This window comes from Asticcacaulis sp., from assembly GCF_051954415.1.
GTDB lineage: Bacteria > Pseudomonadota > Alphaproteobacteria > Caulobacterales > Caulobacteraceae > Asticcacaulis.
The window spans coordinates 11,621-31,458 of sequence record NZ_JBQCHT010000015.1; the positions used below are offsets into that span (position 1 = coordinate 11,621).

At 60.2% G+C, this 19,838-nt stretch carries 21 protein-coding genes and 1 riboswitch; of the genes, 6 read left to right on the top strand and 15 right to left on the bottom strand.

Annotated features, from left to right (window positions below; all coding sequences use genetic code 11):
- Positions 1–353: 353 nt before the first annotated feature.
- Positions 354–1,658, bottom strand: a complete 1,305-nt coding sequence (locus tag ACTHND_RS05115; RefSeq protein ID WP_440176412.1) for an ammonium transporter — start codon at positions 1,656–1,658, stop codon at positions 354–356.
- Positions 1,659–1,892: 234 nt separating this feature from the next.
- On the bottom strand, positions 1,893–3,053 hold the full coding sequence (locus ACTHND_RS05120; protein WP_440176414.1) for a DegT/DnrJ/EryC1/StrS family aminotransferase: 1,161 nt from the start codon (positions 3,051–3,053) through the stop codon (positions 1,893–1,895).
- Positions 3,054–3,220: 167 nt separating this feature from the next.
- A riboswitch (SAM-I-IV-variant riboswitch) is annotated at positions 3,221–3,338 on the top strand.
- A 44-nt stretch (positions 3,339–3,382) separates the two neighbouring features.
- Between ACTHND_RS05120 and ACTHND_RS05125 the strand changes: the two genes are divergently transcribed.
- The 3 genes from ACTHND_RS05125 to ACTHND_RS05135 all read left to right on the top strand — a co-directional run bounded on the left by ACTHND_RS05125 (position 3,383) and on the right by ACTHND_RS05135 (position 6,980).
- Positions 3,383–3,736 (top strand): hypothetical protein, encoded by a 354-nt coding sequence (locus ACTHND_RS05125; protein ID WP_440176416.1) that lies wholly within the window; start codon positions 3,383–3,385, stop codon positions 3,734–3,736.
- 77 nt (positions 3,737–3,813) lie between these two features.
- Positions 3,814–5,247 carry an aldehyde dehydrogenase family protein gene (locus ACTHND_RS05130; RefSeq protein WP_440176418.1) on the top strand — a complete coding sequence of 478 codons (1,434 nt, stop codon included), beginning with the start codon at positions 3,814–3,816 and terminating at the stop codon, positions 5,245–5,247.
- A gap of 155 nt (positions 5,248–5,402) precedes the next feature.
- Positions 5,403–6,980 (top strand): hypothetical protein, encoded by a 1,578-nt coding sequence (locus tag ACTHND_RS05135; RefSeq protein WP_440176420.1) that lies wholly within the window; start codon positions 5,403–5,405, stop codon positions 6,978–6,980.
- Here ACTHND_RS05135 and ACTHND_RS05140 read toward each other — a convergent pair.
- The 11 genes from ACTHND_RS05140 to ACTHND_RS05190 form a co-directional block, all read right to left on the bottom strand.
- On the bottom strand, positions 6,977–9,127 hold the full coding sequence (locus ACTHND_RS05140; protein ID WP_440176422.1) for a bifunctional diguanylate cyclase/phosphodiesterase: 2,151 nt from the start codon (positions 9,125–9,127) through the stop codon (positions 6,977–6,979). The two genes, ACTHND_RS05135 and ACTHND_RS05140, sit on opposite strands and share 4 nt — an antisense overlap.
- A gap of 77 nt (positions 9,128–9,204) precedes the next feature.
- The gene (gene msrB / locus ACTHND_RS05145; RefSeq protein WP_440176424.1) at positions 9,205–9,696 is read right to left on the bottom strand and encodes a peptide-methionine (R)-S-oxide reductase MsrB; all 492 of its coding nucleotides are present in this window, start codon (positions 9,694–9,696) and stop codon (positions 9,205–9,207) included.
- 12 nt (positions 9,697–9,708) lie between these two features.
- On the bottom strand, positions 9,709–10,278 hold the full coding sequence (locus tag ACTHND_RS05150; protein ID WP_440176426.1) for a GNAT family N-acetyltransferase: 570 nt from the start codon (positions 10,276–10,278) through the stop codon (positions 9,709–9,711).
- Positions 10,271–11,254, bottom strand: a complete 984-nt coding sequence (pseG, locus tag ACTHND_RS05155) for a UDP-2,4-diacetamido-2,4,6-trideoxy-beta-L-altropyranose hydrolase (RefSeq protein ID WP_440176428.1) — start codon at positions 11,252–11,254, stop codon at positions 10,271–10,273. Before pseG ends, ACTHND_RS05150 begins: the two co-directional genes overlap by 8 nt.
- The gene (locus ACTHND_RS05160) at positions 11,255–12,259 is read right to left on the bottom strand and encodes a ketoacyl-ACP synthase III (protein WP_440176430.1); all 1,005 of its coding nucleotides are present in this window, start codon (positions 12,257–12,259) and stop codon (positions 11,255–11,257) included.
- Positions 12,259–13,005, bottom strand: a complete 747-nt coding sequence (locus tag ACTHND_RS05165) for an SDR family NAD(P)-dependent oxidoreductase (RefSeq protein ID WP_440176432.1) — start codon at positions 13,003–13,005, stop codon at positions 12,259–12,261. The genes ACTHND_RS05160 and ACTHND_RS05165 overlap by 1 nt, the downstream gene beginning before the upstream one ends.
- The gene (locus tag ACTHND_RS05170) at positions 12,998–13,243 is read right to left on the bottom strand and encodes a phosphopantetheine-binding protein (RefSeq protein ID WP_440176434.1); all 246 of its coding nucleotides are present in this window, start codon (positions 13,241–13,243) and stop codon (positions 12,998–13,000) included. Before ACTHND_RS05170 ends, ACTHND_RS05165 begins: the two co-directional genes overlap by 8 nt.
- Positions 13,240–14,058 carry an alpha/beta fold hydrolase gene (locus ACTHND_RS05175; RefSeq protein WP_440176436.1) on the bottom strand — a complete coding sequence of 273 codons (819 nt, stop codon included), beginning with the start codon at positions 14,056–14,058 and terminating at the stop codon, positions 13,240–13,242. The genes ACTHND_RS05170 and ACTHND_RS05175 overlap by 4 nt, the downstream gene beginning before the upstream one ends.
- Complete coding sequence (locus ACTHND_RS05180) at positions 14,055–14,816, bottom strand: SDR family NAD(P)-dependent oxidoreductase (protein ID WP_440176438.1); 762 nt, start codon at positions 14,814–14,816, stop codon at positions 14,055–14,057. The genes ACTHND_RS05175 and ACTHND_RS05180 overlap by 4 nt, the downstream gene beginning before the upstream one ends.
- Complete coding sequence (locus ACTHND_RS05185; protein WP_440176440.1) at positions 14,813–15,967, bottom strand: aromatic ring-hydroxylating oxygenase subunit alpha; 1,155 nt, start codon at positions 15,965–15,967, stop codon at positions 14,813–14,815. The genes ACTHND_RS05180 and ACTHND_RS05185 overlap by 4 nt, the downstream gene beginning before the upstream one ends.
- A complete protein-coding gene (locus tag ACTHND_RS05190) occupies positions 15,904–16,971 on the bottom strand; it encodes a 3-oxoacyl-ACP synthase III family protein (protein ID WP_440176442.1) in 1,068 nt (355 codons plus the stop codon). Before ACTHND_RS05190 ends, ACTHND_RS05185 begins: the two co-directional genes overlap by 64 nt.
- 134 nt (positions 16,972–17,105) lie before the next feature.
- Between ACTHND_RS05190 and ACTHND_RS05195 the strand changes: the two genes are divergently transcribed.
- From ACTHND_RS05195 to ACTHND_RS05205, 3 genes are read left to right on the top strand one after another with little or no spacing between them, the layout of a single operon-like run.
- Positions 17,106–17,327 carry a phosphopantetheine-binding protein gene (locus ACTHND_RS05195; protein ID WP_440176444.1) on the top strand — a complete coding sequence of 74 codons (222 nt, stop codon included), beginning with the start codon at positions 17,106–17,108 and terminating at the stop codon, positions 17,325–17,327.
- Between the two features lie 4 nt (positions 17,328–17,331).
- The gene (gene pseF / locus ACTHND_RS05200; protein ID WP_440176446.1) at positions 17,332–18,018 is read left to right on the top strand and encodes a pseudaminic acid cytidylyltransferase; all 687 of its coding nucleotides are present in this window, start codon (positions 17,332–17,334) and stop codon (positions 18,016–18,018) included.
- Between the two features lie 23 nt (positions 18,019–18,041).
- Positions 18,042–18,530, top strand: coding sequence for an NYN domain-containing protein (locus ACTHND_RS05205; RefSeq protein WP_440176448.1), 489 nt, complete (start codon positions 18,042–18,044; stop codon positions 18,528–18,530).
- Here the strand turns inward: ACTHND_RS05205 and ACTHND_RS05210 are convergent.
- Together ACTHND_RS05210 and ACTHND_RS05215 are read right to left on the bottom strand one after the other, a co-directional pair.
- The gene (locus tag ACTHND_RS05210; RefSeq protein ID WP_440176450.1) at positions 18,527–19,171 is read right to left on the bottom strand and encodes a trimeric intracellular cation channel family protein; all 645 of its coding nucleotides are present in this window, start codon (positions 19,169–19,171) and stop codon (positions 18,527–18,529) included. The genes ACTHND_RS05205 and ACTHND_RS05210 overlap by 4 nt on opposite strands.
- Positions 19,172–19,190: 19 nt before the next feature.
- Positions 19,191–19,736: a glycine zipper 2TM domain-containing protein gene (locus ACTHND_RS05215; protein WP_440176452.1), complete on the bottom strand. Its 546-nt coding sequence runs from the start codon at positions 19,734–19,736 to the stop codon at positions 19,191–19,193.
- Positions 19,737–19,838 lie beyond the last annotated feature (102 nt).

A 19,838-nucleotide genomic window follows, 5' to 3' on the forward strand; every position in this document is an offset into this window, starting at 1 on the left:
CGACCCGCTAAGGCCCGATACTCTCAACAGAGGGTGCTAAAACGCAAAACCCCGGCAAAGAAAAGTTCAAATCTTATATCAGGCAAAGGTCTGTCAGGTTTTTTACCACAGATGACATATTTGCCGCGATGGTATCATTAGATACTTGTAGCTCAATCGCCGCATGGCTTCCCTCGCATCAGCTCGGGCGGCCACTTGGCCTTGCCGAAACGCGAGCGTTTCGGAGGTTGTTCTTCTGCACATCTATACCCTGACATGCAAACCCCCTCGGCTGATCCCGTGGCCGCCCCGCGTGGGGTGGGCCTGAAATCAATCACGAGGGGGAATTTCAATCCGGCTTTTCAGCCTTCTGATTATCCGTGCAGGGTCTCCCCGTGCTGTGATTGATCGAGGCCCTCGATCTCCTCTTCCTCTGTTACGCGAAGGCCTGTTGTGTATTTGCAGACCATGAGGATGAGGAATGTAAGCACCGCGCTCCAGCCGATGACCACCACGAGGCCGAGCAACTGTTTGAGCACGCTGGCGCCGGCGCCGGCCGGATTTATGTCTGTATTGGCGAAGACCGCTGTCAGGAGCGCGCCGGTAAAACCACCCACGGCATGGACGCCGAAGGCATCCAGGCTGTCGTCGTAGCGGAACATGTTCTTGACGTAGGTCGAGCCGAGATAGCAGATCGGACCAGTGATCAGGCCCATCAGCAGGGCGCCGCCCGGCGTGACGAAACCTGCCGCCGGGGTAATAGCCACCAGGCCGGCGATAAGACCCGAAACCATGCCGAGCAGGGTCGGCTGCTTGCGCTCGAACCATTCCGGAATGATCCAGCCGATGGCACCGGTCATGGCGGCGACGATGGTATTGAGCATGGCCACCGAAGCGCGGCTGTCGGCCGCCCATTCCGAACCGGCATTGAAGCCGATCCAGCCGACCAGCAGCATCGAGGCGCCGATCATGGTATAGCCCAGGTTATGCGGCGCCATGTTGTCGCGGCCGAAGCCCTTGCGCTTGCCGATCACCAGACAGGCGACCAGGCCGGCGACACCGGAATTGACGTGAACCACCGCGCCGCCGGCGAAATCGAGCACGCCCATCTGGCCAAGGAAGCCGCCACCCCAGACCCAGTGCGCCACCGGGGCATAGACCAGCACGCTCCACAGGGCCATGAAGACGCAGAAGGCCGAAAACTTCATGCGCTCGACGATCGAACCCATGATCAGGGCCGGAGTGATGATGGCGAAGGTCATCTGGTAGGCGACCCACAGATATTCCGGCAGGTTCGGGGCGGCCTTGTAGGCCGTATCGAGCCGGACGCCGTTCAGCAGGGCAATATCGAAACCACCGATGATCTTGTTGAGGAAGCTGCCATCCGCGCCACCGCCGACACCGAAGGCCAGGCTGTAGCCGATGAAGATCCAGATCACCGAGGCGATCACCGACACGGCGACCGACTGGGCCAGCACCGACAGCAGGTTCTTCTTGCGCACCATGCCGCCGTAGAACAGCGCCAGGCCCGGCAGGGTCATGAACAGGACCAGGCAGGTGGCGACAATCATCCAGCCGGCATCGCCGCCATTCAGGTTGAGCGCAGCCTGATGCGCCAGCAGAACGGGCTTCGCCGCCTCTGCCGTTGCCGCCGCTGCACTGACCTGCCAGATTGCCATGTCACATCCTTAGAAATTCAAAGCTTTACCCAACACACCGCAGTCCGGGCACGGACAATGTCCGTGTGTTTGCACACGCGAGATAGAGGGTATTTTTTGTCCATAGCGGAAGATTGTCGGGATTAAAAGACAAATTTTTCCCGCGCGCCTGCAAAATTTGAGAAATTTTACGACCACACGACAAAATACCGCTTCCGGCCGTCATATTGCCCGCCAGAGACAGCAATCTGTCATTTACCCCTTGAACGATAGCACTGCGGCGACAATTTCATCCTGCGTCGCTTCATCCAGATACGGGCTGAACGGCAGGCTGATGACGGTCTTCGACTTGGCCTCCGAGACCGCCAGATCCCCGGTGCCCGAGGTGAACATGCTGTAGCCCGGCTGCTGATGCAGCGGGATCGGATAATAGACCGCCGAGGGCACACCCTTTTCCCGCAGGTGCGCTTGCAGGCCGTCGCGGTTCTCGTGCTCGATGGTATATTGCGCCCAGGTCGAGACATAGCCCTCCTTGACGTGGGGCACCGAAATCACCTTGCCGCCGAGCAGGTCATTATAGCGGGCGGCAACTTTCTGGCGCAGCGCGATTTCCTCGCCGAAGATGGCCAGTTTCTCGACCAGCACCGCCGCCTGGATGGTATCAAGGCGCGAGTTCATGCCGATACGGACGTTCAGATACTTGGCTTCATGCGTGTAGTTCATCGTCGCCGCGTCGGTCGGCGTGGCGCCGCCGTGGACGCGGAACGAGATCAGGCGCTCCAGCAGGGCATCGTCATTGGTCACCACCGCGCCACCATCACCATAGCAGCCGAGCGGCTTGGCCGGATAGAAGCTGGTGGCGGTGGCCACCGCCCATTCCAGCGATTGCTTGCCATTGATCGTGCCGCCGAACCCTTGGGCCGAGTCGCTGATCAGGTGGATGCCATACTTTTTAGCGATAACCGACAGGGCCGGATAGTCGGCCGGCTGGCCGAACAGGTCGACGGCGATGATGGCGGCGGGCTTCAGGCGGCCTTCCTTAATCACGGCCTCAATGGCAGCTTCCAGCTTCACCGGATCGATATTGTAGGTGTCGGCCTGGATATCAACAAACACCGGCTCGGCGCCGGTCATCGGCACCACTTCGGCGGTGGCCACAAAAGTAAAGGCCGGCACGAAGACGGCATCGCCTTTGCCCACGCCTAAACCCAGCAGGATCAGTTCGATGGCGTCGGTGCCATTGGCGCAGGAAAGGGTGTGCTTCGATTTGGCGAAGGCCGACATATCAGCCTCGAACGCCTTGACTTCTGGTCCCATGATATAGGCGCCGTGCTTGATCACCTTGAGAACGGCGTCCTCGATCTTCGCGCCGATACGTTCGCGCTGGATGCCGAGGTCGATAAACGGAATAGCCATGGGAACACGCCTCAATAACTGCCGCGCCGGATTTCGGCGTCACATGCGCTTTACCAGCATATAAAAGCAATGCACCTCAAAAGGCGTTTCCCAAGGTTTCAATAAATGGCCGCCAATAAAAACGTATACGATTTTACTTGAAGCCGTCACGGAGCGGCGATATAGAGGCAGCGCATCAAGAGCAGGCCAAAAAGAAATACGGTCCGCGCCAACCTGCCTTCCCCGGCAAGGTGGCAGCCTTCCATAAGGCGATGCGGCCGATGTCCGGCAACGAAACGGGACTGTCTTCACCTCCCTTTCGAGACTCCTGTTCCTAAGAGGACCAGACCTTGAACGCGCGCACCCTTTTTACCGAACCCGATGATCGGATGACCGCTGAGTTGGCGGGGCATCTGCATCACATCATCACCCTGACCGCGCTTGAACCCCTGAATATTGAGGCGCAAATCAAGAGGCCCTTCACCAGATATAAACAATCGCGCTTCGCCGATACATTTCAGTATCGCTTCCGCCTGACGGGCTTGACGCCGGGAGAAGCGCGGCGCATGACCGACCGGCTTGCCGCCCTGCCGGTGGTTGCGGGCGCTCAGGTCGAGCACATGATATTTTCAGAATCTTCGGCCCGCGCCGGTGACAAAGCCCTATTGTCTGACTATATAGAGGCGCACAACACCCCCTTGTGAGCGCTAACATAACGGCCTATAGAGCCGTCCCAGTGCTTTTAATAATGCCACACACATCCCTCAGGAGAGCTTCGGCCATGACCACTAAAGGCAATCTGATCAACGGCGAATGGGTCGTCATCGACAAGACCTTCAACAATATCAACCCCTCCGACACTAACGACATCATCGGCACCTATTCAACCGCCGGCGAAGCCGAGGTCAAGGCCGCCATTGACGCCGCCCGCGAAGCCTTCAAGACCTGGCAGTTCTCGACACCGCAACAGCGCTTCGACGTGCTTGACAATGCCGGCACCGAAATCCTGGCCCGCAAGGCCGAGCTTGGCGCGCTTCTGTCGCGCGAAGAAGGCAAGACCCTGCCGGAAGGTATCGGCGAAGTCACCCGCGCCGGCCACATCTTCAAGTTCTTTGCCGGCGAAGCCCTGCGCGCCCACGGTGAAGTGCTCGATTCCGTCCGTCCGGGCGTCAAGGTGGAAATCACCCGCGAGCCGGTCGGCGTCATCGGCCTGATCTGCCCGTGGAACTTCCCCATCGCCATCCCGGCCTGGAAGATGGCTCCTGCGATAGCGTTCGGCAACACGGTCGTCTGCAAGCCGGCCGAACTCACGCCCGGCTGCGCCTGGGAACTGGCCGACATCCTCAACCGCGCCGGCCTGCCCAAGGGCGTGCTGAACGTGATCTTCGCCCGTGGCTCCGTCGCCGGCCCGCTGCTGATCGACGGCTGCGACGCCATCTCCTTCACCGGTTCGGTCCCAACCGGCACCCGCGTCCGTGACCAGGCCGTCGCTAAGGGCAAGCGCATCCAGGCCGAAATGGGCGGCAAGAACCCCGTCGTCGTACTCGATGACGCCGACCTGAACGTCGCCGTCAATTCGGTGCTGAACTCGTCCTTCTTCTCGACCGGCCATCGCTGCACGGCGTCGTCGCGCATCATCGTCACCGAAGGCATCGCCGACAAGTTCGTCGAAGAACTGGCCAAGGCCGCCAGGGCCATCAAGGTCGGTGACTCGCGCGCTGACGGCGTCCAGATGGGCCCGATCGCGTCGCAGGAACAACTGCAGATCGCCCGCGACGCGGTCGCCAAGGCCAAGGCCGAAGGCGGCGTTGTCCTCTCCGGCGGCGAAGACCTGACCTTCGGCACGCCTGGCTACTATTACGCCCCCACCCTGATCGACAAGACCACCCCGGACATGGCGATCAACCGTGAAGAAGTCTTCGGCCCGGTCGCCTCGGTCATCCGCGTCAAGGATCTGGAAGAAGCCATCAAGGTGGCCAACGACACCGAATTCGGCCTGTCGGCGGGCATCTGCACCACCTCGCTGAAGTCGGCCGAGACCTTCAAGCGCCGTTCAGAAGCCGGCATGGTCATGGTCAACCTGCCGACCGCCGGTGTGGATTACCATGTGCCGTTCGGTGGCCGTAAGGGCTCGTCCTATGGCCCGCGCGAACAAGGCGCCTATGCGAAGGAATTCTACACGATCGTGAAGACGGCTTACCAGTTCGCCGGCTAAACCGTCCGAACACGGATAAAATGAAAGCGGTCCCGAAAGGGACCGCTTTTTTTATGGTTTCACAATCGCGCGCCACCTCAGGTTACACTTTACAGGCATTGCAACTCTCCCTTAAATACACTCATTGTCGCAGACAATCTGGACTGGGGGAAATCGTGCATACCATTGTAAAATCACGCAGCCTGTTAGTGTGGCTGTCTGCTCTGACCTGCCTTCTGACACCACTTACAGTTCGGGCCGCCGACTGGGTGCAGGCGAAATCGGCGCATTTCACCGTCTACAGCCAGATGGGCCCCTCAACGACAGAAGCCTACCTGCGCAATCTGGAGCAGTACCGCTTTATTCTGAACAGCTTCTACGGTTCCCAGGATATGGAAAGCCTGCCGCCGCTCCGGGTCTATCTGCTGACCAGCCGGCCAGCCCTGACCACTATTCGTCCTGACTTGCCATCCGGCGCCGCTGGCGTCTTCATTTTCGACACCGAAGGCACGTCTGCCATGGCCGTCTTTCCCGACCGCCTGGTATCGACGGCCCGTGATGCCCTGCATCAGCCGGAAAGCACCAGCCAGATCATCCTGTTTCACGAATACGCCCACGACTTCATGTACAAACACGACCTGGAACGCTATCCGCCATGGTTTGTCGAAGGCTTCGCCGAATATTACGGCACAGCGCGCCTGCATGACGATCAGGTCGCCGTTGGCCTGTTCTGGAGCGATCGCGCCCGCACCCTGAACGGCTTCAGCTCGATCCGCTATGACAAGCTACTGCGCAGCGCCACGTCCTGGCAGGGCAATAGCGCCGATACCGAAGCCTATTACGCTCAATCCTGGCTGCTGACCCACTGGATTTTCGCCGCGCCGGAGCGCATGACGCAGTTCCGCGCCTATCTCAAGGCCTATCGCCAGGGCGAAGATCCGGCAAGCGCGTTTGAAGCCAGTTTTGGCCTGTCGATGAAACAGCTAACCTTCGAACTGAACGATTATTTTCATAAAATGCCGGCCAAGGTTTACGCCATCAAGGACATGCCCGAGCCGGTCATCAAGACCACGTATCTGCCGGCATCTCTCAACAAGTTGCTTCTGCTCGACGCCGGCATAAGTTCGGGCCTGCCTTCCGAACAGGTTCCGAAGACTCTCGCCAACATTCGCCGCGAAGCCGCGAAATTCCCGGATGACGACGCGGCGCAACTGATATTGGCCCGCGCCGAGGTCATAGGTGGCGATCCGCAAAAAGCCATTGCCTGGCTGACGCCTTATACAGCCGCGCATCCGGCCGATGCAGAAGCCGCCTTCCGGCTGGGAGAAGCTTATTATCGCCTCGCTATCTCCGATGCGACAAATGAAGCCGACTTGTCCGGCGTCCTGAAAAAGGCGCGCAAGGCGCTGGGCGCGGCCTATAAGGCCGATCCGCTCAATGCCTCCGCCCTCTATTACCTGTCCCTGGCCGGCTATGACCAGCTCGGCTATCCGGATGACAATGCCCTCAATGCCGCCATCCAGGCCTATAATCTTGAACCCGCGGTGTCAGCTTTCGCCTTCCAGGCGGTCTACCTGCTGATCCAGAAAGATCGGGTGTCGGATGCCGCCGATGTCCTTCAGGTCATCGCTGAAAATCCGCACGGCGGCGAGGGCGCCCGGCACGCCACGGCACTGCTGAAAGCGATCAAGGACGGCACGCCCCATACCGATCTGGTGAAAATCATGTATGATCCGGCGCCGGCCGACAGCTAGGCCACCGAGGTTTCGGCTGCGGTTTCGCGCCGTTGTATAACCTCCGCCAGCGGTTTCGGGCGGCTGTAGAGATAGCCCTGCAGATACTGACAGCCCGCTAGTCTGAGCAGACGCGCCTGGTCTTCGGTTTCGACACCTTCGGCTGTGACCGAGATATTCAGCGCCTGGGCAATCGCCACCGTGCCGGCCACCAGCGCCGCCGCCTGCGGATCGCGGTCCACCGTGCCAGCCATCGACTTGTCGATCTTGATCTTGTCGAAATCATAGCGCTTCAGATAGCCGATGCTCGAATAACCCGTGCCAAAATCATCGAGCGCCATGGAAACCCCCAGCGCCTTGAGATTACCGATGGCGGCCACAGCCCGCGCCGGATTTTCGATCAGATAGCCTTCGGTCACTTCCAGTTCGAGGCGGTCGGTCGGGAAGCCGGTTTCTTCCAGGGTTTTCGCCACCTTGATCTCAAGCTCCGGATCACGGAACTGCGCCGGCGACAGGTTGACGCTCAGGCGCAGGCCCGGCACATCGCGCAGGTCATTGCACGCTTTTTTCAGCACAAACTGGCCGAGCGGATGAATCAGCCCACTGGCCTCCGCGACATCAATAAACTGATCCGGCATCAGCGCGCCTTCCGGGCGGCGCGGCCAGCGCACCAGGGCCTCTACGCTGCTGATCGTGCCGCTGCGCGCCTCGACAATCGGTTGGTAGACGACATCGAACTCGTCCGCCTCCAGCCCCTTGCGGATACCGGCCTCGATGGCGGCCTTGCGCAGGCGCTCGGCATCCAGCTCAGCGTCATAAAGCGTGATGCGGTTCTTGCCGGCGCTTTTCGATTCATACATCGCCATATCGGCGCGACGGAAAAGTTCCTGGCTGCGCACCGTTTTGATATCCGCCGCGGCGATGCCGATACTGGCGCCCACCTGCAAACTGCGCTCACCGATCCGCACCGGTTTGGCGAAGAAATCCAGAATGGCTCTGGCAAAATCGAGGCACGGCTTCATGGCCTCCGGCCCGGTCAGCACCATGGCGAATTCGTCGCCCCCCATGCGCGCCAGCAAAGCGCCTTCGGGCATGATGCCCTTCAGCATGGCCGCCACGATCATGATCAGCTTGTCGCCGGTGGCATGGCCATAGATGTCGTTGACTTCCTTGAAACCGTCGAGGTCGAGATAGACCACGGTCTTATGCACCGGGCCACGGCCGGATTTCGCCTTCTGGACCAGTTCAAACAGGGCGCGACGATTGGGCAGGCCGCTCAGCCCGTCGGTCAGGGCGAAACTGCGCGCCAGCTTTTCGCTCTTGGACAGGCGATACAGTCCGAAGGCGCTGGCGGCGGTGAACAGCAGGATGAGCAGAGCCGTGACCAGGCCCACCTTGCGGATGCCCCAGGCGGCGGCGCGGGCCGCTTCCATGCCGGGCTTGCGCGCGCTCCAGGTCAATTGACCGATATCACCGGCGGCGCTGCGCAGCCTTTTCGCCGGGGCCACGGCTTCGCCGGAAGCCGCAAGGCGCAGATTGGCCAGTCCGAAGGTCGTACCGATGGGTTTCAGGAGGGCCGGGGTCAGGTGGCGGGTCATCACCAGATAGCGCCGGGTCGTGCCCAGACTGGCAATGCCGGAATCCGAACGGCGGATCAGGCTGATGCCGACAATGGCCGGCCCCTTCCAGGTTTCGGAGAGGCCGACCACTACACGTTCGCCTGACGAAATCTGCGACGGATCCGCCTTGACCAGGGTATTGAAGCCGGCGCCGAAGCGCGCAAGGCTGCCGCCGGGATAGGGCTTGCCATCGATATAGCCCCACAGAATCCGATAATCCGAATCCAGCACAAATGCCCCATCATAGGCGTTCCGGTCGCTGGCCTTGTTGCCCCAGGTCGAATAGAGCCAGTCCGGCTCAATGCCCTTGTTGTAGATTTCCTCCTGGCCGCCATTCCATACGGCATTGTCGGTCAGTGTGGCGGTGAGATTGTCGATGGTGGTGGTAATGGCGGCCTGCGCGGTTTCCTCGGCGCGGCGCGTATCCAGTTCATTGGTCTTCTCAGCGACCATGCCGAGCGAGGAATGCAGCAGAATAAGGATCGCCAGAAGCAGGCCAAAACCCGCCGCAAATACCAGCCCGAACAGGGTCCGGGCCTTCAGATTCATCACTCCGTGCAATAGCTTCTGCATTTGCGCCCCACTGTGAAGGGGTGCATCATGCGGTAAAATCGTGAATTTCTTCCTTACGCGGACGGTAAGGTAAGCACTTCGCCCTCTGGTGCCCCGCGGTGCAGGCGATCCGGCAGGGGCTGGCCTTCAGGAATGAATTCCATCGCCACCGAATTGAGGCAATAGCGCAGGCCGGTCGGGCGCGGGCCGTCTTCAAACACGTGGCCCAGGTGTGAGTCACAACGCGCGCAGCGGATTTCGATCCGGGACATGCCGTGCGAACGGTCGACAATATTGCGGATGTGATCCTTATCTATGCCCTGATAGAAGCTCGGCCAGCCCGAACCGGAATGGAACTTGGCATGGCTGTCGAACAACGGCAGGTCGCACAGATTGCAGACATAGGCGCCTTCTTCTTCATATTCATCGAACTTGCCGCAGAAGGCCGGCTCGGTGCCGGCATTGAGCAGGATACGGCGGGCTTCCGGATCGAGCCGCGCGGCCAGTTCCTGCTTTTGCGCATCGGTCGGCGGGGTGAGATCAAAGCCAAGGGCAGATTTGGTCATCAGATATCTCCTTCAACCCCTATATACGGTCTCTTCGCCCCACCAGTTACGGTTATCTTTAAATTTCCTGCGAAATTCCGCCCAGTGCGCCGCCGATTGCTCGAAAATATGCAGGTCGTGACGGATGCCGTCCTTAAGGGTATGATCCTTTAGCACCCCGACCGCGCGATAACCATTGAAGGCTTGCAGGCGCACCGTGCGGTCATTCCACGCCACCACATGATTGACGATCTTGTGCAGCCCCATAGTGAAGAAGGCATGATTGAGCGTGCCGACGAAATTGTAGATGGTCAGTTCCTTAGGTGCCTCGGCATCACCGATATAGACACCGATTTCACCAATGCCGGATTGCTGGTCGGTCACCGTAATCGAGGCATAGCCGACATCGCGGCCTTCGATCCGGATGATGCAGTGCTGGTAATCTTCGCGCGCATTGCAGCGCTCGATCCACGCAACCTGGCGCGCGATATCGTAGGGCACATCGGTCAGCATATATTTTGTGATATGCGGCGCCGTCCGCCAGTCCAGCAACAGACGGGCATCATCCGGCGTGATCCGGCGATAGGACAGGAAATCATACACGGCGCAAAGCCTCCACGATACGTTTCGGTCCCAGCCCATCGACCACGGCATGACCCTTGCGCGCAATATCCGCGCGGGCGGCCGGATCATCCATCAGCGTCTTGACGCGCGCGCCCAGATCATCGGGCAGACCCGCGCGGGCATCGATCACCGGGAAAGGACAGGCCTTTAGCGCAGCCGCCTGATTGTCGTAAACCACCAGAACCAGGGCGGGCAGCCCCATGGCCGCCACCTCACCGACACTGCCGCCAGCCGCCGTGATCACAAGGGCACTGCCGGCTAACACATCGGCTACGCTTTCGGGCGAGGCAAACACCTGAATATGTTCGCGGTTTTGAGCCAGCCTGACCAGATCATCCGTATGCTGATTGGCCGGGCCGGCAATCAGACGAATATCAATGTCCAGCAGTGCCGCATGAACGGCTTCGGCGCAGCGCGCGGTCAGTTGTGTCGGATCGCTGCCGCCGAACATGACCGTAATCGCCGCTCCACCGGCGCTTCCCGCCTCAAGAAACTCCCTGCGGATCAGGGCATAATCCGGCCCCAACAGCAGCCTTGCCTTCGTTTTGCGTTCGTATTCAACCGGCCGTGCCGCCTGAGCGGGATTGATAAGCAGATCGCAATCGAACTGTTCCAACGCATTGAGATCATCAATTACAGCCACCCGCGCCGCTTTTCTCTGCAGCGAGATATAGTCTTCGCTTGCCGCATAGCTGTCGATCAGCACCCAGTCCTCCCCCATCAGGCCCACCGCGCCCCGGGCCATGAAATCGGCCGTGCTGCCCAGGGCGCCATCAATGGCCACGCCCTTCGCACCAATCTGCACCAACCGCGCGCTCACTGCCGCGCCCAACTCATTGAGCAGAAACGTCACCTCAATGCCCTGCGCCCTTGCTTCCTGAGCAATGGCGAAACAGCGCATGAAATGGCCCATGCCGATCTGCGATGAGGCTTCGGTGCGGATGAAGAGGCGCATCTACGCCACCCGGATAATATCGTGACAGGCCGGCGCTTCGGTCTGCCAGACCGCCGTGGCCCAGGACCAGCCAACACCGAAGCCGCACAACAGAAAGGACATATTCGGCTGGGGCCGTATCCGGTTCAGGTGATCGCAGATGGCCAGCGGGATCGACGCTGAAGACGTATTGCCGAAATCGCGCACGGCATAGACCATCTGATCGTCGCGCGCCTTGATCTTGTGGCCCAGGGTCCGGATCATCATGGCATTGGCCTGATGCAGGATCACATGATCAACGTCCGCGATCGTCCGTCCCGCCGAGGCCAGGGCACGCTCGATCGACGGCGCCACCTGTTTCAGAGAAAAGGCCATGACCTGGGTGCCGTCCATAAAGAGTTCAGCCACCCCCGGCTCGGCGAGGCCGCCGGTTTTCGAGATCAGGTAAGGCGCGCCGGAGCCATCGGAGCCAAGGTCAAAAGAAATTAATCCGCCTTCGGACAATTCCAGCGCGGTCACCGCCACGCCATCACCAAACAGCGGCGCCAGAGAACGGTTGCTGTCGGAAATCATGTGGGTGGTGATATCGCCGGTCACCAGCAAGGCCCGGAAAATGCCACCCGACTGCATCAGGGCGTTGGCGACCGAAAGCCCGTAAACATAACCCGAACAGCCCAGGCCCAGGTCGAAAGCCGCCGTCTCTTTCGCCAGTCCGAGGGCATTCTGCATGACGCAGGCTGTGCTTGGCAGCGGGTAGTCAGGCGTTTGCGTCACCACGATCAGCAGGCCAATGGTTTCGCGCGCCCAGTTGAGCTTTTCGAGCAGGACTTCCGCCGCTGCCACGCCCAACTGGCTGACCGTATGACGATCGGCCACCGGCCGGCGCTCGATCCCTGTGGCAGCGATGATCTTGGCCATGGTTTCCGCGCCGAAGCTGGTCGCCAGGTCGGCGTTTTCACTGACGGCCTGCGGCAGGGCGGTAACGATGCCGCAAAGCTTCGGCGCACGGGCGGTAAAGCTGACCATTACGAGGTAAGCCCCCCATCGACCACCAGGGTCTGACCGGTAATGAAACCGGCCTCTTCCGACAGCAGGAAGCGGACCAGGTGGACGATATCCGCCACTTCGCACAGCCGGCCCAGCGGCGTGCGCCGGACGATCTGATCGAGCTGCCTGTCATCCAGTCCTTCGGAAAGCCGTGTTTTCATATAGCCGGGCGCCACCGAATTGACAGTAATGCCGACGCGACCGACCTCACGCGACAAGGCCCGCGAAAACCCATCCAGCCCGGCTTTCGACGCCGCATAAGCGGTCAGGCCGGTATAACCGCGCAGGCCGGTGATGGAGGATATATTGATAATGCGGCCCGGCTTGCGCGTCTTCATCATCTGGCGCAGGGCCGACCGTGCCAGGCAGATCGCCCCGGTCAGGTTGACCTGCAAAACCTTTTCGACATCGCTGACCGGAAGCGTCGAGAGGATGCCCTCGACCGACATGCCGGCATTATTGACCACGCCCCACAGACGATGGCCTTCAAAGGATTTCACCGCCGCCAAAACGAAGGCTTCGATCGCCGCCGTATCGGCCATATCGACGTCCTGCCAGAAAAACCACTCGCCATGAACCGCCTTCAGCGCCTGCAAATCGTCGCCAAAGGTCGTGCTGCATCCGGCCACGCCGTAACCCTGAGCCAGCAGGTCGCGCGCCAGGCCCAGGCCCAGGCCGCGGCTGACTCCACTCACCAGCACCCATTTGCGCGACGCGTCAGTCATGACCATCACCGAAAAGCGCCGCCAGTTCGCCGGCCGTGTGGAAGAGGACAAACCCCTCAGCAAAGGGCGTCAGACCGGTCTTTTCCTCCAGAATGACAACGAGCGTCGCCAGATCGAGGCTGTCGATATCTAGCGGCCCATTGAGCAGCGGCGTATCGGCAGTGATATCGCCGGTGGCCGCGCCCTTGTCGATCAGGATTTGCGTCAGTTCTTCACGGATGAGGTCGAGAGCGGTCACGGCAGAAAGTCCTTGAGATGTGCAATAACGGCGGCGGGTGCCTCCATATGCGGCAAGTGGCCGGCGCCTTCAATGAGATGAACCGGCGCGGACGGGGGCAGACGATGCGCCTCAGGCATGGGGATCAGTCGGTCATGATCGCCCCACAATATCTGGACAGGGCAGACCACGCGAGACCAGTCGAACCCTTCGGGCGAAAGCGCCAGACCATAGATTTTCGCATTACCGAGTAGCGCTTTCAAGGCGTCATTGCGCCCCGGATCGGCGACGGCATTCGATAGCGAGGCCGTCAGGGACGCGCCCAGCGACTGCCCTTTTGGCCCCAGCAGATGACGGGCCAAGGCTTCGGCGTCACCCTGATTGAGGAAGGCGTCCAATGTTTCGTGATGAAACGCGCCGCCCAGGCCGGCCGGTGAAATCAGCGACAGGGATTTCACGCGCGACGCATGGCTGACAGCGAAGCCCAACGCGATTTTGGCCCCCATGGAATGGCCGATCACATGCGCTTGCTTCACGCCCAGCACACCAAAAGCTTCATCCAGCCAGTGGATCATAAACGCCAGGTCCGCCGCCCCGACATCGGGCGTGCTTCGACCATGTCCCGGCAGGTCCAGCGCGAGCAGACGATATTTCGCCACCAGCGGCACCAGGCAGAATTGCCAGGTCAGGAGGTCGGCGCCGAAACCATGGACGAAAACCACGGTTTCGCCCGCCGGATTGCCCATTTCGAGATAGCCGAGCGCCCCATGGCTATGTGTTTCGCTGATCGACAGCGATATCTTGCGCGAGGGCTTGATCGGCGAAACCGCATTCACGCCAGAAACCCTCCGTCTACGGATAATATCGAGCCGGTGATCCAGCGCGAGGTGTCGGCCAGCAGGAAGGCGATGGCGGCGGCAACGTCATCCGGCCGGCCCAGGCCCAGCGGGTGCATATCGACCACGCGTTGGAAATTCTCTTCGGAGAGGATGGTGCGAAACTGGTCCGACATCGGCGTATCGACCATGGCCGGGGCCACGGCATTGACCCTTACGCCATCGCGCACCAGTTCGACACCCAGCCCCTTCACCGCCGAAACAATACCGCCCTTGGAAGCCGCATAGACCACATTGCCGGGTGCGGTTTTCAACGCGGCAGAAGACGAGCAGTAGACCAAGGAAGCCGGTGAGCCATGACACGCCTTGAGGCGAAAGCCTTGCGCCAGCATCAGGGCCGCGCCAAGATTTTGCGTCAGCACATCCATGACGAAATCGGGCTTCACTGCCTGGATCGGTCGGGTGGCCTGTACGCCGGCGCAATGGGCGATGCCGTTTAAAGGACCAATTTCGGCACATAGTGCCTTCAGCCACGGCACTATGGCGTCAAGGTCAGCCAGATCGAACAGGCGGCCGATATGGACGTCGCCTTCGAGCGCCGCCAGGGTTTCATCCAGGCGCGCTTGGTTGCGGCCGGAAGCAACCACACGCGCACCTAGTTTCGACAGATAGATGGCCGTCGCCCTGCCTATGCCACTGGTGGCGCCGGTAATCAGGATAGTACGGCCAGCCAAAGACATGGGGTTGAAACCGGTCATATGACGCCCTTCATGCGCTTGGCATACGCCTTCTGAAAATGCGCGATGCGTCCTTCCAGTTCACCCAGCACCGGCGGACGCTGCGGCGGTGCATCGCGGGTGCCCAGTTGCGCGGTGGCGCAGATATCGCGGTCCTCATTGCGCACCTGTTCAGAGAAACTTTTCAAAGAATCAATCACCATGCCGCGCGCCGCCCGGCCATTGTTCTTCGCCAGCCACGAGGTCGAATGGATTCGCAAGGTCTGCGGGCCAGTCGGCTCGAAGGTCTGGAAGGTCAGGAAGGCGCCGGCCGAAAAAGTGACGACAATATTAGGGAAGATCAGGAAGTTGCCATATTGCGGATAGCGCTCTGATGCCTCCAGTTTGATACTTTTCGCTACCTGGCCCCACCATTTCAGCGAACGCTCCTTAAGATTGCCGACATAGCGGCTGTGGTCGCCATCAGTCGAAATCTTCAGGTCGATGCTGAGGATCAGTCCGAAGCTGTCGGCATGGACCAGCGGTACGTGATAGCCCTCTGCGGCATTGTCCATGCCCAGCTTCCAGTTGGCCGCCCAGTCATAGCTTTCCTGCTCGAACTGATCCGGACAGATGTCGCTGACGTGTTTCAGATCATCATAAAAGCTGCCGAGAAACTCGGCCAGCGAGGGCCCGCCCGGTTTCATCCGCACAAAGACGAAATGGCCGACGGTTTCCAGTTCATAGGCTTCCAGCGCCAGCCGGGTCTTGTCCGTTTCATCGAAACCGAAGCTCTGATTATTGAGCGGAATGCCGATCGGCTTGCCTGCCCCGTCATAGGTCCAGCCGTGATAGGGGCATTGCAGGACGCGATTGCCCTTGCCGCACTGGATCTTCGAGAAGCGGTGCGAACAGACATTGCGGAACGCTTTCAACGCGCCGCCGAAATTCTGCACCACGATTGAATGCGGGCCGATCTGCGCCGTGATGAAATCCTTGTCGTTTTGCAGGTCATGCACAAAGCCGACGCACAGCCAGGACGGCCTGAAGACATGATCGATTTCGGCGGCGAGCACATCCTCGCGCCAGTAATGATCCGCCGGTATCTGGCCAAGCCGTTCCTGGTACATCAGGCCAGTTCCACGACCTGCGGCGCCGGTATCGGCCCGACCGTCATCTTGATGGCGCTCCACGACCAGCCGACGCCAAAGCCCATCATCACCAGACTTTGCGGTCTATCGAACTTGTCGGCCAGTTTGGCGGCGATGGTCAGCGGGATCGAGGCCGAGGAGGTATTGCCATAGGTCTCCATGGCGATCGGCACCTTGTCTTCCGGCAGCCCCGACTTCTTGCGCAGGTGATTGAGCATGAAGACATTGGCCTGATGGAACAGGACATAGTCGACCTCATCGATCGTCGTGTTGGCCGTTTCCAATATGCCCTTCACCAGCGTCGGGACATTTTTCAGGGTGAAATTGAAGACCTCGGTACCGTTCAGATGCAGGCGCGACTTGCGGTACAGTGCCTCGGCCTTTTCCGGCGGGTGCGGCTCTTTAGGCGGCAGCAATGGATGCTTCAAACCACCGGCTTCAACCATGATATGGGCCGCGCCGGAACCGTCCGTGCCGAAGACGCCAAACATCTCATCCGCCTTCGGATCAATTTCCAGCGCCGTGGCCGAACCGGCATCGCCAAATAGCGGAATCGTCGCCCGGTCACCTTCCAGCAGCTTGGACGTCGAGACATCACCGGCCAGGACCAATGCGCGCGCCGGACGGCCAGAAACCTTCAGCGTCTGCATAAGCGAGGCGGCGGTCCACAGACCATAGGCATAGCCCGAACAGCCGAGATTGATATCAAATGCCAAGCACGAGCCAAGCCCCAGCCGCGATTGCAGGGCGCAGGCCGTGGCCGGAATGACGTAATCCGCGCTCTGCGTCACCATGATCAGAACATCGATGCTATCGCGCGCCCAGCCGAGTTCGTCGAGCAGGCCATCGGCGGCCTTCTGGCACAGGTCGGAGGTCAGGATATCCGGGCGGGCGATGTGACGCGAGCGCACACCGATCGAGCCGATCAGGCGTTCGCGTTCGGCTTCATCGGGGATCAGGTTTTCAGCGGCCAGATCGCGCGTCTCGGCCGGCACGCAGGCGCGAATACCGCGAATACTGACGCCTTTCATTGTCGCTTCGGTCATGACCGCTTCCTCGATTACGCAACGCTTATCGGTGATTCGCTTTGGCGCCACCAATCACAACCTGCGCATCAAGAATTTAAGGGAATATTGACGGAATCGGGATTTCCTTAAGGCCAGTATATCAGGAGCACACCATGGATAAGCCCGCCTTCTTCGCCGCCGTCGCCGAAATCCTCGAAGCCGATCCGGCGGGCCTGACCGGCGACGAACTGATCAGCGATGTCGGCAACTGGGATAGCCTGTCGGTCATCTCCTTCGTGGCCATGGTCGACAGCGACATGGATCAGATTGTCGATGGCGAACAGCTCAAGGGCGCCAAAACCCTGAACGACCTGGCGGTCCTGGTCGGCCTTTAAAGCCATGAAGCGCGTCGCCATCATCCCGGCGCGCGGCGGCTCGAAACGCATTCCGCGCAAGAATATCAAGCCCTTCTTCGGCCGGCCGATGATCAGCTATTCGATCCGGGCGGCTTTAGAGTCCGGCCTGTTCGACAGCGTGGTCGTCTCCACCGATGATGAAGAGATCGCCGAGGTGGCGCGATCCTTCGGCGCCGATATTCCCTTTATGCGTCCGGCAGACCTGGCCAATGATCATGCCGGCACCGGCGCCGTGGTAATCCACGCCCTGCAATGGTTTGCGGAACACGGCATAACTTATGACGCCGCCTGCTGCATCTATGCCACCGCCCCCCTGATCGATCCGGAACGCCTGAAAGAAGGCTGGGAAAAACTGCAAGGCAAGCGCTTTGCTTTCAGCGTCACCTCGTTCCCCTTCCCGATCCAGCGCGCCCTGCGCCAGACACCCGACGGTAGCGTCGATATGTTCTGGCCGGAAAACCTGACCAAGCGCTCGCAGGATCTGGAACCCGCCTATCATGACGCCGCGCAGTTCTACTGGGGCTGGCGTGATGCCTGGCTGAACGGCGAGATCGCCTTCTCGCCCATTTCAGCGCCCGTTATCCTGCCGCGCACCCAGGTGGTGGATATCGATACGCCAGAAGATTGGGAAGTCGCCGAAGTCACCTATAGGGTTTTAAAGGGCGGTTAGGCAATCTGTGGTAGTTTGTTGCTATGACACAAACACCGCAAAAGCTGGCCGTCTATATCGATGGTGATAATATACCCCCGCAGTTAGCTATTACCGCCTGGCGAAAGCTCAGCGTATTGGGCACGGCAAATGTGCGCAATGTTTATTGCCGTGAATCCAATGTTACCAACTGGCAGGAATCCCGTGCGCGTTATGCCCTGCAGATAAAACAGCAGCCCGCCTGTGCATCAGGAAAGAATGCCACAGACATCGCCATGGTCATTGACGCACTCGACATGGCGCAGACGTACCTTGTCGACAGCTTCTGTATTGTTTCTTCCGATAGCGATTTCACACCACTGGCCTTACGTCTACGACAAGGTGGTTTCAAGGTTTATGGTTTCGGAAAAGCCAATACGCCGCAGTCGTTTCGTGATGCCTGTACCCAGTTCGAGTGTCTGGAATCTGCTCCAAAAGAATCTGAAAATAAAGCCAAGGTGGCAGCAAAAGTCGCCAAACCGAAAGCGGGTTAATACTCCGTCTCGCCGCCGCCCTGAGCAAACCCCGGCAGACGCAGATTGTATTTGATAGCGCAGGCGCGCAGGGCAAAGGCGGCGAGAAAGCCGATGATCGCCGCCAGCCAGAAATCGCCCCCCATCAGTTTCAGGCCGGCAAAGACGGCTGCACCCAATAACGCCGCCGTGATGTAGATTTCTCGGCTCAGCAGCAGGTTCGGCTCACCCGCCAGCACATCACGGATAATGCCGCCGAAGCATGAGGTCAGCACCCCCATGATGACTGCGGTGAAAGGATGGACGCCCAACCCCATCGCCTTGCCGGTCCCTACCACCGCATAAGCCGCCAGCCCCACGGCATCGAGCCACAAAAGCGCGCGGAAGCGCCAGCCGCGTTTGGCGAAGAACCATACGCCTATCGCCGCCGCCAGGCAGGCCATGACATAGCCCGGCCGCTGCACCCAAAACACCGGCGCACCGATCAGCAGATCACGCATGGTGCCGCCGCCAACACCGGTGATGGCGGCGAAGAAGCCGAAGGTGACGATATCATGTTTCTTGCGCGCCGCCGCCAGTGCGCCGGTCATGGCGAAGACGGCCACGGCGGCGTAATCGAGCCAGAAAAGGGCCAGAGAAATCGGCGAGGTCAGGGTATCCATGACCTCGCCTTATCATATCTTACCAGTGACGCCCATAGCCGTAAGGGCGGCCGCGATAATGATGGTAGCCATAGCGATAGCCGGGGCTGCTGGAGAAAAAGACAGTGACATAGCCGCGCGGCGGGGGCGGCGGCGCGTAATAGCCATCATCATAGGCATAGTAGGCGTTCTGGTAGCACTGGACGCTATCCGACCCGACGGCATTACCGAGCAGACCGCCCACCATGGCGCCGCCGATGGTATTGCCGCCGCGGTTCCAGCGGTTGGACAGGCCGTTGCCGACCACCCCGCCCAGCACGGCGCCGACAATGGTGCCGGTGGCGCGGGCGCTGGCCTGGCGCTGATAGCAATAACCTACGGGTTCGCGGCCTTCGCGCACCGGCGCCGGATACCCACTATCGCGCGCCTGATCAGCCCGTCCCTGCTCATAGGCGCGGCGCAGTTCCTGCTGGCTATAGGGCCGCAGAGTGTCGCCTTGCCTGTCGTTTGTTTGCGCCAGCACCGGCTGGGCCAGCATCAGGCCCGCGCCCGCAATCAGACATGTGTTTGTGATCAGGGATTTCATCGACGCTTTACTCCGCTCTGTGGGCTCTTCTTTACCTCAAAATTATGTTCGGTGCATGGCCAAAAGCTTGACCGCATGACCTCAGAGGTTCAAGCCTGCGTG

Coding starts and splice junctions, on each gene's coding strand:
- ACTHND_RS05180 (WP_440176438.1), bottom strand. CDS start 14,816: ATGACCGGTTTCAACCCCATGTCTTTGGCTGGCCGTACTATCCTGATT.
- ACTHND_RS05140 (WP_440176422.1), bottom strand. CDS start 9,127: ATGAATCTGAAGGCCCGGACCCTGTTCGGGCTGGTATTTGCGGCGGGT.
- ACTHND_RS05215 (WP_440176452.1), bottom strand. CDS start 19,736: ATGAAATCCCTGATCACAAACACATGTCTGATTGCGGGCGCGGGCCTG.
- ACTHND_RS05120 (WP_440176414.1), bottom strand. CDS start 3,053: ATGGCTATTCCGTTTATCGACCTCGGCATCCAGCGCGAACGTATCGGC.
- msrB (WP_440176424.1), bottom strand. CDS start 9,696: ATGACCAAATCTGCCCTTGGCTTTGATCTCACCCCGCCGACCGATGCG.
- ACTHND_RS05195 (WP_440176444.1), top strand. CDS start 17,106: ATGGATAAGCCCGCCTTCTTCGCCGCCGTCGCCGAAATCCTCGAAGCC.
- ACTHND_RS05190 (WP_440176442.1), bottom strand. CDS start 16,971: ATGACCGAAGCGACAATGAAAGGCGTCAGTATTCGCGGTATTCGCGCC.
- pseG (WP_440176428.1), bottom strand. CDS start 11,254: ATGCGCCTCTTCATCCGCACCGAAGCCTCATCGCAGATCGGCATGGGC.
- ACTHND_RS05160 (WP_440176430.1), bottom strand. CDS start 12,259: ATGGTCAGCTTTACCGCCCGTGCGCCGAAGCTTTGCGGCATCGTTACC.
- ACTHND_RS05130 (WP_440176418.1), top strand. CDS start 3,814: ATGACCACTAAAGGCAATCTGATCAACGGCGAATGGGTCGTCATCGAC.
- ACTHND_RS05115 (WP_440176412.1), bottom strand. CDS start 1,658: ATGGCAATCTGGCAGGTCAGTGCAGCGGCGGCAACGGCAGAGGCGGCG.
- ACTHND_RS05205 (WP_440176448.1), top strand. CDS start 18,042: ATGACACAAACACCGCAAAAGCTGGCCGTCTATATCGATGGTGATAAT.
- ACTHND_RS05210 (WP_440176450.1), bottom strand. CDS start 19,171: ATGGATACCCTGACCTCGCCGATTTCTCTGGCCCTTTTCTGGCTCGAT.
- ACTHND_RS05165 (WP_440176432.1), bottom strand. CDS start 13,005: ATGACTGACGCGTCGCGCAAATGGGTGCTGGTGAGTGGAGTCAGCCGC.
- pseF (WP_440176446.1), top strand. CDS start 17,332: ATGAAGCGCGTCGCCATCATCCCGGCGCGCGGCGGCTCGAAACGCATT.